This window comes from Patulibacter sp. NPDC049589 (assembly GCF_040675535.1).
Classification (GTDB): domain Bacteria; phylum Actinomycetota; class Thermoleophilia; order Solirubrobacterales; family Solirubrobacteraceae; genus Patulibacter.
The window spans coordinates 1-12,285 of the sequence record NZ_JBFAPC010000166.1; the positions used below are offsets into that span (position 1 = coordinate 1).

A 12,285-nucleotide genomic window follows, 5' to 3' on the forward strand; every position below is an offset into this window, starting at 1 on the left:
CACGCGGATCGGCGCGACGACGATCGACCGCAGGATCGACATCAGCTGGTGGCGTCCGGCGCCAGGGCGCCCGCCGGCCGACCGATCCTAGAGGGCCTTGAGCTCCTCGGTGATGCCCTCGACGGACGCCTTCGCGTCGCCGAACAGCATCGAGGTCTTCGGGTCCGTGAACAGCGGGTTGTCGATGCCGGCGTAGCCCGACGACATCGACCGCTTCAGCACGATCGTCGACGCGGACTCGTCGACGTTGAGGATCGGCATCCCGTAGATCGGGCTGTCGGCCTTGTTCCTGGCGTCGGGGTTGGTGACGTCGTTGGCGCCGATCACCAGGGACACGTCGGTGCGCTTGAACTCGCCGTTGATGTCGTCCATCTCCTTCAGCTGCTCGTAGGGCACGTCGGCCTCCGCGAGGAGGACGTTCATGTGCCCCGGCATGCGGCCGGCGACCGGGTGGATCGCGTACTTGACGACGACGCCCTTCTCCTCCAGCAGCTTCGCCATCTCGCGGACCGCGTGCTGGGCCTGCGAGACCGCCATGCCGTAGCCCGGCACGACGACGACCTGGCGGGCGTAGGCCATCTGGATCGCGACGTCGGACGCCGAGGTCGACGTGACGGTGCCGCCGGACGCGGACGTGGTCGCCACGGCGGCGCCCTCGCCGACGCCGAAGCCGCCGACGATGACCGACACGATCGTGCGGTTCATCGCCACGGCCATCTGCTGGGTCAGGATCGTGCCCGACGCGCCGACGATCATGCCGGCGACGATCAGCGCCTGGTTGTCCAGCGCGATGCCCGCCGCGGCCGCGGCCAGGCCGGTGAACGCGTTCAGCAGCGAGATCACGACCGGCATGTCCGCGCCGCCGATCGGCAGCACCAGCAGGATGCCGAACAACCCGGCGAGGACCAGGATCAGGATGATCAGGATCTCCGACGTCGAGCCCGTCGCGATCAGGACGGCGAGGACGATCGCGGCGCCGCCGACGATGCCCTGGACCGGCAGCTGGAGCCGGCCCAGCGAGATCGAGCCGCCGTCGATCAGGCCCTGGAGCTTGCCGAACGCGACGTTGGAGCCCCAGAACGAGACGGAGCCGACGATCGCGGAGAACAGCGAGAAGACGACGATGTAGGTCTGCGTGGTGTCGAAGCCGCCGGAGGTCCGGAACTCCGCCCACGAGATCAGCGCGACCGCGCCGCCGCCGACGCCGTTGAACAGCGCGACCAGCTGCGGCATCTCGGTCATCTTCACCCGGCGCGCCGCCGGGACGCCGATGGCGGTGCCGACGACGAGGCCGACGATGATCAGGACCGGGTTGTGGAACGGATCGACCAGCAGCGTCGCGATGACGGCGATGGTCATGCCGACCGCGGCGATGCGGTTGCCGCGCACGGCGGTCTTCGGGCCCGTCAGGCCGGACAGGCCGATGATGAAGAGCGCGAACGCGATGATGTAGAGGACGGACTTGAAGTTCGCCTCGGTGAGGAACGACGCCAGCGGCGTGGCGGTCAGCGCGCTCATCAGGAGCCCGCCTTCGTGTCGTCCGTCGGGGCGTCGGCCTTGGGCTTCGGCTTGGCCTTGAACATCTCGAGCATGCGGTCGGTCACGACGAAGCCGCCGATGACGTTGACCACGCCGAAGACCAGGGCGATGAAGACGATCAGCGACGTGACGAACCCGAGGTCGCTGCCGGCCGCGAGCAGCACGAGGCCGCCGAGCACGACGACACCGTGGATCGCGTTGGTGCCCGACATCAGCGGCGTGTGCAGGGTGTTGGGGACCTTCGAGATCACCGCGTAGCCGACGAGGCCGGCCAGCACGAGGATCGCCAGGTTCGTGACCAGCGGGCTCGCGCCCGCACCGGTCTCCGTCGCCGAGGCGAGGGTGGTTGTCAGAGCGGACATCAGCCTGCGGCCTCCACGGTCTTCTTGGCACCCGGGTGGACGACCTCGCCGCCGCGCGTCAGGCACGCCCCGGAGATGATCTCGTCCTCGAAGTCCAGCGCCAGCGACGTGTCGCCGCTGTCGTCGTCCTTCTTCACCATGAGCTCGATCAGCGACTGCACGTTGCGCGCGAAGAGCTGCGACGCGTGCTCGGGCATCTCGGCCGCGAGGTTCAGCGGCGAGTGGATCGTGACGTCGTGCTTGACGACGGTCATCCCGGGCTCGGTCAGCTCGCAGTTGCCGCCGGTCTCGCCGGCCAGGTCGACGATGACCGAGCCGGGGCGCATGCCCTCGACGGCCTCCGCCGTGACCAGGCGCGGCGCCGGGCGACCCGGGACCAGCGCCGTCGTGATCACGACGTCGAAGCCCTTCGTCGCGTCCGTCAGCGCCTGCTGCTGCTGCGCGCGCTCCTCGGCGGTCAGCTCGCGGGCGTACCCGCCCTCGCCGGCCGCGTCGATCCCGAGGTCCAGCCACGTCGCGCCGAGCGACTCGACCTGCTCGGCCGTCTCCGGCCGCACGTCGTAGCCGGTGGTCTTGGCGCCCAGGCGGCGCGCGGTCGCCAGCGCCTGCAGGCCGGCGACGCCGATCCCCAGCACGAGGACCTTCGCGGGCGGGATCGTCCCGGCCGCGGTCATCAGCATCGGGAAGAACCGCGTCGACAGGTCCGCCGCCGCGAGCACGGACTTGTAGCCCGCCACGTTGGACTGCGACGACAGGACGTCCATCGCCTGCGCCCGCGAGATGCGCGGGATCGCCTCCATCGCGAACGACGTCACGCCGCCCGCGGCCAGCGCGGACGCGGTCGCCGGCGACGACAGCGGCTGCAGCAGCCCGATCAGCAGCGAGTCGGCACCGAGGCGGGAGATCTCCTCCGCGGTCGGCGGCGCGATCTTCACGACGACGTCCTGGGACCAGACGTCGGAGGACACGGTCGCGCCGGCCTCGACGTACAGCTCGTCCGGGATCAGCGCGTGCTCGCCGGCACCGGGCTCGACGACCACGGAGACGCCCTTCCCGGCCAGGCGCTTCACCACGTCCGGGACGAGCGCCACGCGCCGCTCGCCGTCCGCGATCTCCTTCGGAATACCAAGGGTCACCGTCATGGGCTCACCACGCTCGGGCTGTTCGGGAATCGGAACGACACAGGAGACTCTCCATCCACTCGTCGGGGTCGGGCGCGTCCTGCGCCCGGGCGACGATGCTCGTCGCCGATGAGGGGCTCAAGCGCACCGCGCGGTGGCCCCGACATCGCCCGGAAGTATGACGTACTGCGCCGCTGGGGGCACGCCCCCGCGGGGGCTGCATCGTCGGATCCCACTGCGATTCCGGGACGATCTGCGCCATTCCGGACCGGAATGCGACAACCGCCACGGTACGGGGTACGTTTCGACGTTCGCCGCGGCCGGGGACGCCGTCCGCCGGCCTGCGGGCGACGACGCCCGGCGCCCGCGGCGGGGCACGCGCCCTACCATCCCGCGAATGCCGTACCCACTCCGCGCAGTCCGTGGCGCGTTCGTCCTGCTGCTGCTCGTGGTCGCCGTCGGCGGCTGGTCCGCCCGCGCGGCGTCCGCCGCCCCGATGGTCAAGGGCCTGCAGGACACGCGCCTGACGATGTCCGACGACCCCGCGGACCGGCAGCTGTTCTGGACGAAGGCGAAGCGTGCCAAGGTGGGGCGCGTCCGCGTGCTCGTCTCCTGGGACGGCGTCGCCCGGGCGATCGACCCGACGGTCGCGGCGAAGGTCCGGCGCGCGGCCGAGGAGGCCCAGGCCGCCGGCGCCAAGCTCGTCGTCGGCATCTACGCGGCGATCAACCGCAAGCGCGCGACGCCGCGGAAGATCAACGCGACGCTGATCTCCCGGTTCTCGGACTTCACCGCGTCGATGGGCACCGCCTTCCACTCCGTGCGCCTCGGCGGCTACCTGACGTGGAACGAGCCCAACTTCCGCTCGATGTGGCCGCAGAACCAGCCCCGGACGTGGGTGAAGATGTCCAACGCCGCGTACCGCTCCTTCAAGCGCACCGACCCGGGCGTCAAGGTCCTCGTCGGGGAGCCCGCCCCGAACGCCCGGACGAGCAACGCGGTGGACCCGGGGAGGTTCTTCCGCAGCGCGCTCTGCCTGAACTCCCGGTGGCACTCGCTGAACGGCTCGAAGTCGTGCCGGACCAGGCTCCTCGGCGACGGCTTCGCGATCCACACCCACGACTTCTTCCAGGGCCCCACGACGCGGCGCCCGTCGTCGGACGCCTGGACGATGGGCAACCTGACGACGACCCTCCAGCAGATCCGCGCGATGGCCCGCGCCGGCCGGATCACGAAGAAGGCGTCGCGCAACGTGCACATCACGGAGTTCGCCTACCGCACGGCCGGCTCAGCCCGCACGCCCGACAAGACGGCCGCCCGCTGGCTGCGGCTGGCGTGGAACTTCGCCAAGCGCGAGCGGATCAGCTCGTTCACCTGGTACCAGCTGCAGGACCCGGGGCCGTCCGAGGAGTGGCGCTCCGGGATGCTCACGCGCTCCGGCAAGGAGCTCCGGACCTGGAAGACGTTCCGCTCGCTGCGCTGAGCGGCGACGGGGACGGTCGGCGGCCCGCCGGCGGTCGCAGGGCGAGGCGTCGCGAGGCCAGGCCTCCCCGGCCGCGCTCGGGACCACGGCGGGGACGTCAGCCCGCGACCAGCGCCACTCCGTCGGCGGGCCCGGCCTGCTCGTCCAGCACCAACGGCCGCAGCCCGTCGCGCAGGGCCTCGCGCAGCCCGCGCTGGAACACCGCCTCGGGCACCTCGACGACGCCCAGCCGGGCCGTGTGGGTGGTCCGCTGCTGGACGTCGAGCACCCCGTAGCCGGCGTCCCGGATCCGCACCGCCGCGGAGAGCACCGCGGCGCTCCCCGCGTCCGGGCCGGAGTGGAACATCGACTCGAGCGTGTGCGCCCGGCCGATCGTCACGCCGAACGTGCCGCCGACGAGCTCGTCGCCGTCCCAGACCTCGAAGCTCCGCGCGTGGCCCCAGCGGTGCAGGCCGTGGTACGCCTCCTCCAGGCGCGGCGTCAGCCACTGCTCCCCCGGCGCCAGACCGGGCCGGATGGCGCAGGCCGCCACGACCCGCTCGAACGCCCGGTTGACCGTCAGGCGGTAGCCGCGGCGCGGGAGCGTGCGGCGCAGGGTGCGCGGCACCCGCACGGCTTCCAGGGGCAGGACCGCCCGCGGGTCCGCCCGGTAGGCGGCGACGCGGAAGCAGCCGTCGTCGTCGAGCGTGTCCATCGGGAACGCCCCCTGCTCGTAGACGAAGAGCATCCCGGGCGGGTCGAGGATCCAGGCACCGTCGTCCGTATGGGGGGCGGGGGTGCCGTCCACTCCTCCGACCGTAGCGCACGGGCGAGGCCGCGCCGCCGGCTACGCGGGCGGCGGCAGACCGGCGTCACGGACGCGCCGCGGCGCGGGACGACGGCGGCCGCGCTCGCCGGCCGGTGGCCCGCCGCTCAGCGCGTATCGACGAACAGCGTCTGGGACGCGGTCCCGAAGCGCCCGGCCGCGTCGTGCAGCTCGGTCGTCGTCAGGCCGGTGCCGGCGCGGTCGAGCTCGGTCTTCGACCGCAGGCCGATCCACTCGCCCGCGGGGTCGCGGTGCAGCGCGACGTGGAGGTCGCAGTTGACGAACAGGTAGCCGTCGAAGCCGACCGGCGTCGACAGCCCGTTGCCGAAGTCCGCGGCCGCCACGGCGCGCTGGGCACCGCTCGGGGTCTCCCCCGCGACCACCGGCACCTGCAGCCGCAGCCAGGCGCTGCGGCCCTTCGGCGCCGGCTCGGCGAGGCTCCCGTCGATCACCCGGATCTCCATCGCGGTCGGATGGAACGCGGTGGCGTCGGCCGGCAGGAACCAGCTCGGGATCGCCTCGAGGCCCTCGGGCGGCGGGAGTTCGGGCCACGGCGACCCGATCCCGGGCGGCAGCGGCACGCTCCCGCGCCGGAGCAGCACGGCGCGCAGCTCCATCGCCGTGCGGCCGCCCGCGGCCAGCGTCGCGTGGACCACGGCGAAACGGGACCCGGACTTGATGACGCGGGCGGTGAGCTCGACCTCGCCCACCGGCACCGGCCCCAGGAACGTGTACGAGAGGGAGCTGACGCGCTGGCCGGGCGCCGCGAGCGCCTCGGCCGCGCGGGCCAGCAGGGCGGCGGGCGCGCCGCCATGGGCGCTGCCCGCGTCCCAGGGGCCGCGCGCGACGGGCCCGAGGACCCACGTGCTCGTGTCATCCGCGTCGCCGGACGACCCGGCCTGCGTGGCGATGGCCTCCAGGGCGCTCATCCGACCGCGTCCGTCCGCTGCACGAGGTCCGCGATGACGCGCGAGAGCTGGCCGCCCTGCCAGGCGATCGGGGACTTCCCCTCGTCCTCGACGACGAGCGACGCGTCGGGGATCGCCTCGGCGTACCGTCGCGCGACGGCGAGCGGGTGCCCGGGATCCGCCTCGTCGCGGTCGCCGACGACGACGGTCGGCACGCGGATCGCGTCGAGCTCGTCGAGCCCGCCGTAGGGCGCGCTGCGCGGCACGGCGCGCAGGGCGTCGACGACCGCTCCGGGGTGCTCGTGGACGGAGAGCCGCTGGTGCATGACCTTCTCGACCGTCGGCCGCCAGTCGTCCGGGATCCGTCCGAAGTCGTAGGCGGCCACGAAGCCGTCGACCCCGCCGGACTCCAGACCGTCGGCCAGCCGGTCCCAGCCGGCGATGTTGCGCTCGTCGGTCTCGTTGCCGGGGACGAACGCCGGCGTCACGACGACGAGGCCGGAGACGAGCTCGGGCCGCCGCAGCGCCACGCGTATGGCGGTGTGGGCGCCCATCGACGCGCCGACGAGCACGGCCCGCGGCAGGTCGTGCTCGGCGAGCACGGCGACGAGGTCGTCCGCCAGCGCGTCGTAGCCGTAGGCCTCGGGGCTCGGCGCCGGGTCCGACGCGCCGTGGCCGCGGGCGTCGTAGGCGAGGACGCGGTGCCCGGCCCGTTCGAGGTGGCGACTGCCCATCACGACGTAGCGGTGGCTGGCGGTCAGCCCGTGGAGGAGGACGACGGGCGGGCCGTCCCCGGCGACTTCGACGTGCAGCGGCATCACCCGGAGTCCTACCAGCGCGCGGGGTGCGATCCGTACGCGCCTGCCGGCGCAGGCGTCGCCGGGCATCCCGATCGGTGTCTCCCGCCGGGGCCCTCGGGGTCCGGGGGCTTGGCCGACGACCGTCGCCGCTCAGCCGATCGAGAGCGGCAGCACGAGCTGCACGCCCGGGCCGTCCTCGAGCTCGAGCGACGCCATCCGCACCCCGAGCAGGCGCACGGGCTGCGGCGGGTCGTACTCGCGCAGCATCCCGACGGCGGCGTCGGCGAGCGCCTCCTCGTCGACCACCGGGTGCGGGAACGTCCGCGACCGGGTGATCGTCGTGAAGTCCTTCAGCCGGACCTTGATGCCGACCGTCCGGCCGCGGCGGCCCTGCTTCTCGAGCGCCTCGAAGAGCTTGATCGCCAGGCGACGCAGCTCGGCCTCCTGCTCGTCGCGGTCGGCGAGGTCGACGGAGAACGTGTTCTCGCGGCTCTCGGACACCGGCTCGCGCACCGGGACGACCGGGGCGTCGTCGTCGAACCGACAGCGCCGCCAGAGCCACGGGCCGTTGCGGGCGCCATACCACTCCGACAGCGTCGCCTCGTCGACCTTCGACAGCGCGCGGATCGTCGTGACGCCCCGGCGGGCGAGATCGTCGGCGGTCTTCGGGCCGATGCCTCCGAGGAGCCCCGGGGACTCGCCGGCCCAGCGCCGCCAGGCATCGCGCCGGTCCAGCACGCAGAAGCCGCGGGGTTTCTCCGCATCGGACGCGAGCTTGGCGACGAGCTTGTTCGGGCCGATGCCGATGGACACGTGCAGCTCGGTCTCCTTGACGATCCGGGCCTGCAGCCGGCGCATGGCGCTCTTGGGCATCGCCATCGCGCTGAGGTCCATGTACGCCTCGTCGACGCTGACCTGCTCGACGATCTCGACCTCGTCGCGCACGATGCCCATCACCCGGGCGGACGCCTCGCGGTAGGCGTCGTGGTCCGGCGGGACGATGATCGCCTGGGGGCAGCGGTTCTTCGCCGTCGCCAGCGGCATGGCCGACCCGACGCCGAACTTCCGCGCCTCGTAGGTCGCGGTCGTGACGACCGACCGCGGCCCGTCGTGGGCCACGATCACCGGCTTGCCGCGCAGCTCGGGGCGCCGCAGCAGCTCGACGGAGGCGAAGAACGCGTCGCAGTCCAGGTGCCCGATGCACCGAACAGGTGTTCCCTCCGTGCCCACGATCCCAGGGTACGCCCGCCTGCGGCGGGACGCACCCGGGTGGGCGGGTGTCGACGCCCGGCAGGCGCTCAGCAGGGCACGAGGATCAGCGAGCCTCCGGACTGCCCGCTGAGGTCCGGGGAGAACTGGTTGCAGAGCTGCTGCGGTCCGCGGTTGCCGTCGCCCCCTCCGCTCCCGCCCCGCTTGGCCCTGCTCCTCGGGGTGATCGAGTACCGGCGTTCGATCCGCAGGTCACCGGTGGCCGCCGAGAGCTTCAGGGGGACCGTCGACCTCGCGCGCCGGGTCAGCCGGATCGAGATCCGCTTCGTCACGGTCCTGCCGGCGGCGATCGTGCCCAGTGACGTCGCCGCCGGGGCATCGAGTCCCGCCGCCCGGCCGATGCGGACCTTCACGCCCGTCGCAGGGGCGTCGCCGGGGTTGGTCACCTTCACCGTGATGCGACGGGTCCGGTCGCGCACGACCGACGTCGGCACCCCCGAGACCCCGAGCCGGAGCTCGGGGAGTGCCTTCAGCACGATCGGACCGACGGTGTCGAGGACGTTCGCGGGGTTGCCGAGCTCGGTCGTCGTCGCCACGGCGCAGTCGAAGGCCCGGTTCTTCAGTGCCGGGTCCCGGAGCTCGAAGCGCTGGACGGCGTCGAAGGTGTCGAAGTTGTCGGCCGAGCCGACGGCCGCGAGCGGATCGCTCGACGGCCCGGTCTGCAGCCCCCACGCCATGCCGCCCGGCGCCTGCGTCTCGCCGACGACGGAGACGCCAGGGGTCTTGTCGCAGCCGGTCGCGGAGCGATGGGCGAGGAACACGTGGACGCCGACGCCGTCGTCGGTCTTGTCCGGCCGGGTCGCGAGCTGGATCGCCACGCGGACCGTGCCGGTCTTCCGGTCGTATCCGAAGGCGGCCGCCTCCAGGTCGCGGCCGGATCGCGGATCGGTCGCGTCGCCCGTCGGGTCCGGCGCGGCGCCGCTGAAGTTCGCCATGGCGGGTGCCGCAGCAGCGCCGACGCTGACGATGACCGCGACGGAGACGAGGAGCCGGGGGATGCTCATGACCCGGACCCTAGCGCCGTCGCGGGTGCGGTCCGCGGGGATTCGGCCTCGACGGTGGGGCCCACGATCTCGCCGCGTGTTGCACGTCCCCGACGGCACCGGACGCCACCCGGCACCGCAGTCAGACGTCGAGGTCCGGCCGCGGCACCGTGCGACGCCAGGACACCGCCCGGAACGCATCCCACATCCACGGGCTCCGTGGAATCGACCGTCTAGCGGTCGACCATCACCGTGCCGGTGGAGCCGAAGCCGAGGCGGGCCTTCGTCGCGGCGGTGAGGTCGAACTCGCGGCCGGCGATGTACGGGCCGCGGTCGACGACGCGCGCGCTGACCTGGCGAGAGCCGAGGCGGAACGTCAGCTTCGTGCCGCACGGCAGCGTCTTGTGGGCGACGCCGATGGTGCCGGGGCTCAGGTGGCCGCCGCAGGCCAGGGCGCTGCCGTACAGGCCGGGCCCGTAGTACGACGCGTAGGTCGAGCGGAACCCGTGGATCCGGTCGACGCGCTCGATGTCGCCCTTGCCGTGCGAGTTGGAGACGATCCGCAGGCGGGCGGAGCGGTCGCCCATCGCGGCGATCTTCGTGCTGACGCGGAAGCGGCCGTCGCGGCCGACGGCGTCGCGGTCCACGGCGCGCCACTTCGAGCCCTTGTGGAGCTCGAGCCGGACGTGCTGGCCGGGCGAGTGGTGCCGGACGCGGCCGGCGTAGACGGCGCGCCGACCGATGAGGCCGGCGCCGCGCTCGGTGGTGGCGCGGATGGCTGGGGTGGGGCGCTTCGCGGCGGCGGGTGCCGTCGCGGGTGCTGCGGTGGGTGCGACCGGAGCCGCCGCGGTGGCGGCGACGGGGGTGGCCAGCGAGGCGGCGGGTGCCGCGCCGGAGGCGGGTGCCGGGGTCCCGGACGGCGCAGAGGCCATGGCGGGGACGGCTGCGGTCAGGGCCAGCGCCGCCCCGGCCGCGAACGCGGCCCGGGTCGGCGTGACGACGACGTCACGATTCACGGTTGGGTCTCCTCTTCGGGAAGACGCCTACGGAGTTAGCTGACGGGCTCGCAGCCCCCGGTCGTGCCGCACATGGGTGCGGGACGGCCGGAGGACGCTACGGACGACTCAGCGTCCGATTCGCCCCGTGCCGCGGCTCTCGAGGGGAGAGCGCTGCGGCGGTGGGTCCCCCGTTCGGAACGTGCGGGCACGTCCCGACTCGGCGTCGGTGAAGGTGTCGTGAACCCTAAGGGCTCGTCAGCGGCCCGCCCCGTGCGATCGCGCACACCCGCCAGAACGGCGTACACGCGCCAACATGGCGTATGCGCGCCACGATCGCACGGCCCGGAAGATCACGTGCCCTGGCCTCGAGACGCCGCGTGCTCCGGCCGCGAACCGCCGTCGCCCGACGACCACCGGGCGCCGCGCCGGCCGCGTCGCCCGCCGGGCCCGCCCCCGCCGGCAACCGGCTCCTCAGAGCAGCGTCGAGATCATCGTCATGACCGTCGCCGCGGCCATCTCGGAGCCCTCGAGCTCCGCCCGCATGCGCGCGAGACCGAGGCGCAGGCGGCCCTTGACCGTGCCGAGCGGCAGCCCGGAGCGGTCGGCGATCTGGTTGGCGGTGAGGTCGCCCCAGCAGGCGAGCGCGATCGCCTCGCGCTGCGGCACCGGCAGGGCCGACATCGCGCGCATGAGCGCGGCGCGGGCCTCGTTGCGCTCGGCCTCGCTGACCACGACGTCCGCGGGCAGCGGGGGCGGCGCGGCCGCGAGGCGCTCGGTCGCGCGGCCGGCGGCCTGGCCGGAGCGCAGCAGGTCCAGCGCCCGCGAACGGGCGACCATCCGGACGTACGCCCCGAGCGGACCACGCGCGGGGTCGAAGCGCCGGGGGTCGCGCCAGAGGCGGACGAAGACGTCGTGGACCACGTCCTCGACGTCCGACCGGCGACCCGCAGGCGCGAGGATCGACGCCGCCGCGTTGGCCGCGGCGGGCGCGTGCTCGGCGTAGGCGCTCGCGAAGTGGTCGGGGTCTCGGAGGTCCATGGCGGTCCGGTGTCCGTGGGCACCTCTCCATAGAGTAGCGGCACGCCAGACGAACGCCGAGGCGCCATCGAGATTCGCCACCCGCCGACGCGGACGAGCGGAGGCTACCGCGCCGCCCAGCGCGCCGCGCCGGACCGGGACGAACGTCCCGGCCGGCGGTCAGCCGACGGGGCGAACGGCGATCACCATGCGCGTGATCGCACACACGCGCCCCTGGTCGTCCGTCATGCGGACGTCCCAGACCCAGGTGGTCCGGCCCTTGTGCAGCCGCTCCGCGCGGGCGTGGACCGTGCCCTCGAAGCAGGGGCGCAGGAAGTTCGTCGTGTTCGACAGGCCCTGGGCGGAGAACCCGTCCGGGACCACGGCCCGGGCGGTGGCCATCGAGGTCAGCGACTCGGCGATCGCGGCGTAGACGCCACCGTGGACGAGACCCATCGGCTGGCGGACGTGGTCGCCGACGGGCAGCGAGGCCTCGGCCCAGTCCTCGCCGTGCTCACCGACCTGCAGGCCGATCAGGCCGTCGAGGGTCTTCTCCAGGGGCACCACGGGCTCGAACTCCATCGCGTCCGATCCTAGAGCGCGCGGGCGGAGCGGCCTCCGGACGCCCGTCACAGCTCTTACCTCACCGTAACCTGGGCCCGTATAGGCTCACCGCCGATGTCCCGCTTGCAGGAGCTCCACCCGGACCAGCAGGCCGTCCTGCAGCTCGTGCTGCGGCGGCGGATGCCGTACGGGGACCTCGCCGGCCTGCTCGGCCTGACCGCAGAGGGCGTGCGCGAGCGGGCCCTGGACGCGATCGACGGCCTGGCGCCCGACGACGTGCCGGGACTGGCGCTCGAGGACCGCGACCGGATCGCCGACCACCTGCTCGGCCAGGACGACGGCGAGGCCCGCGAGGCGACCGCCGCCCTCCTCGACGACCACCCCCCGGCCCGGACGTGGGCGGCCACCGTCGCCGCCGAGCTCGAGCCGCTCGGCG

Annotated in this window: 13 protein-coding genes and 1 riboswitch; of the genes, 2 read left to right on the forward strand and 11 right to left on the reverse strand. The window is 73.6% G+C overall.

All coding sequences use genetic code 11. The annotated features are described in order from the left end of the window. Nucleotides 1-87: 87 nt before the first annotated feature. Genes AB0L40_RS22805 through AB0L40_RS22815 form a run of 3 tightly spaced genes read right to left on the reverse strand, consistent with a single transcriptional unit; the run spans nt 88 to nt 3,043 of the window. Nucleotides 88-1,518, reverse strand: a complete 1,431-nt coding sequence (locus AB0L40_RS22805; RefSeq protein WP_364360153.1) for an NAD(P)(+) transhydrogenase (Re/Si-specific) subunit beta — start codon at nt 1,516-1,518, stop codon at nt 88-90. Beyond that, nucleotides 1,518-1,901 carry an NAD(P) transhydrogenase subunit alpha gene (locus AB0L40_RS22810; RefSeq protein ID WP_364360156.1) on the reverse strand — a complete coding sequence of 128 codons (384 nt, stop codon included), beginning with the start codon at nt 1,899-1,901 and terminating at the stop codon, nt 1,518-1,520. The genes AB0L40_RS22805 and AB0L40_RS22810 overlap by 1 nt, the downstream gene beginning before the upstream one ends. Continuing rightward, nucleotides 1,901-3,043 carry a Re/Si-specific NAD(P)(+) transhydrogenase subunit alpha gene (locus AB0L40_RS22815; RefSeq protein ID WP_364360159.1) on the reverse strand — a complete coding sequence of 381 codons (1,143 nt, stop codon included), beginning with the start codon at nt 3,041-3,043 and terminating at the stop codon, nt 1,901-1,903. Before AB0L40_RS22815 ends, AB0L40_RS22810 begins: the two co-directional genes overlap by 1 nt. Before the next feature lie 376 nt (nt 3,044-3,419). On the opposite strand from AB0L40_RS22815, the gene AB0L40_RS22820 reads away from it, so the two are divergent. Further along, complete coding sequence (locus AB0L40_RS22820; protein WP_364360162.1) at nt 3,420-4,505, forward strand: hypothetical protein; 1,086 nt, start codon at nt 3,420-3,422, stop codon at nt 4,503-4,505. Between the two features lie 97 nt (nt 4,506-4,602). Here the strand turns inward: AB0L40_RS22820 and AB0L40_RS22825 are convergent, their stop codons facing one another. From AB0L40_RS22825 to AB0L40_RS22860, 8 genes are all read right to left on the reverse strand, one after another. Continuing rightward, nucleotides 4,603-5,292, reverse strand: a complete 690-nt coding sequence (locus AB0L40_RS22825) for a leucyl/phenylalanyl-tRNA--protein transferase (RefSeq protein ID WP_364360164.1) — start codon at nt 5,290-5,292, stop codon at nt 4,603-4,605. Nucleotides 5,293-5,417: 125 nt separating this feature from the next. After that, nucleotides 5,418-6,239, reverse strand: a complete 822-nt coding sequence (locus AB0L40_RS22830; protein WP_364360167.1) for a thioesterase family protein — start codon at nt 6,237-6,239, stop codon at nt 5,418-5,420. Next, complete coding sequence (locus AB0L40_RS22835) at nt 6,236-7,036, reverse strand: alpha/beta hydrolase (RefSeq protein ID WP_364360170.1); 801 nt, start codon at nt 7,034-7,036, stop codon at nt 6,236-6,238. The genes AB0L40_RS22830 and AB0L40_RS22835 overlap by 4 nt, the downstream gene beginning before the upstream one ends. A 132-nt stretch (nt 7,037-7,168) precedes the next feature. After that, nucleotides 7,169-8,248: a DNA polymerase IV gene (gene dinB / locus AB0L40_RS22840; protein WP_364360173.1), complete on the reverse strand. Its 1,080-nt coding sequence runs from the start codon at nt 8,246-8,248 to the stop codon at nt 7,169-7,171. 68 nt (nt 8,249-8,316) lie between these two features. Continuing rightward, on the reverse strand, nt 8,317-9,291 hold the full coding sequence (locus AB0L40_RS22845; protein WP_364360176.1) for a hypothetical protein: 975 nt from the start codon (nt 9,289-9,291) through the stop codon (nt 8,317-8,319). 212 nt (nt 9,292-9,503) lie between these two features. Next, nucleotides 9,504-10,286: a septal ring lytic transglycosylase RlpA family protein gene (locus AB0L40_RS22850; RefSeq protein WP_364360179.1), complete on the reverse strand. Its 783-nt coding sequence runs from the start codon at nt 10,284-10,286 to the stop codon at nt 9,504-9,506. A gap of 9 nt (nt 10,287-10,295) precedes the next feature. Then, nucleotides 10,296-10,501, reverse strand: a riboswitch (cyclic di-AMP (ydaO/yuaA leader). Between the two features lie 238 nt (nt 10,502-10,739). Beyond that, a complete protein-coding gene (locus tag AB0L40_RS22855) occupies nt 10,740-11,306 on the reverse strand; it encodes a sigma-70 family RNA polymerase sigma factor (protein ID WP_364360182.1) in 567 nt (188 codons plus the stop codon). Between the two features lie 159 nt (nt 11,307-11,465). After that, nucleotides 11,466-11,867 carry a PaaI family thioesterase gene (locus tag AB0L40_RS22860; RefSeq protein WP_364360185.1) on the reverse strand — a complete coding sequence of 134 codons (402 nt, stop codon included), beginning with the start codon at nt 11,865-11,867 and terminating at the stop codon, nt 11,466-11,468. Nucleotides 11,868-11,963: 96 nt separating this feature from the next. Here AB0L40_RS22860 and AB0L40_RS22865 point away from each other — a divergent pair. Further along, nucleotides 11,964-12,285, forward strand: a 322-nt coding sequence (locus AB0L40_RS22865) for a hypothetical protein (protein WP_364360188.1), incomplete at its 3' end; no start/stop codon positions are given.

Coding starts and splice junctions, on each gene's coding strand:
- AB0L40_RS22805 (WP_364360153.1), bottom strand. CDS start 1,518: ATGAGCGCGCTGACCGCCACGCCGCTGGCGTCGTTCCTCACCGAGGCG.
- AB0L40_RS22835 (WP_364360170.1), bottom strand. CDS start 7,036: ATGCCGCTGCACGTCGAAGTCGCCGGGGACGGCCCGCCCGTCGTCCTC.
- AB0L40_RS22830 (WP_364360167.1), bottom strand. CDS start 6,239: ATGAGCGCCCTGGAGGCCATCGCCACGCAGGCCGGGTCGTCCGGCGAC.
- AB0L40_RS22820 (WP_364360162.1), top strand. CDS start 3,420: ATGCCGTACCCACTCCGCGCAGTCCGTGGCGCGTTCGTCCTGCTGCTG.
- AB0L40_RS22810 (WP_364360156.1), bottom strand. CDS start 1,901: ATGTCCGCTCTGACAACCACCCTCGCCTCGGCGACGGAGACCGGTGCG.
- AB0L40_RS22845 (WP_364360176.1), bottom strand. CDS start 9,291: ATGAGCATCCCCCGGCTCCTCGTCTCCGTCGCGGTCATCGTCAGCGTC.
- AB0L40_RS22855 (WP_364360182.1), bottom strand. CDS start 11,306: ATGGACCTCCGAGACCCCGACCACTTCGCGAGCGCCTACGCCGAGCAC.
- AB0L40_RS22860 (WP_364360185.1), bottom strand. CDS start 11,867: ATGGAGTTCGAGCCCGTGGTGCCCCTGGAGAAGACCCTCGACGGCCTG.
- AB0L40_RS22815 (WP_364360159.1), bottom strand. CDS start 3,043: ATGACGGTGACCCTTGGTATTCCGAAGGAGATCGCGGACGGCGAGCGG.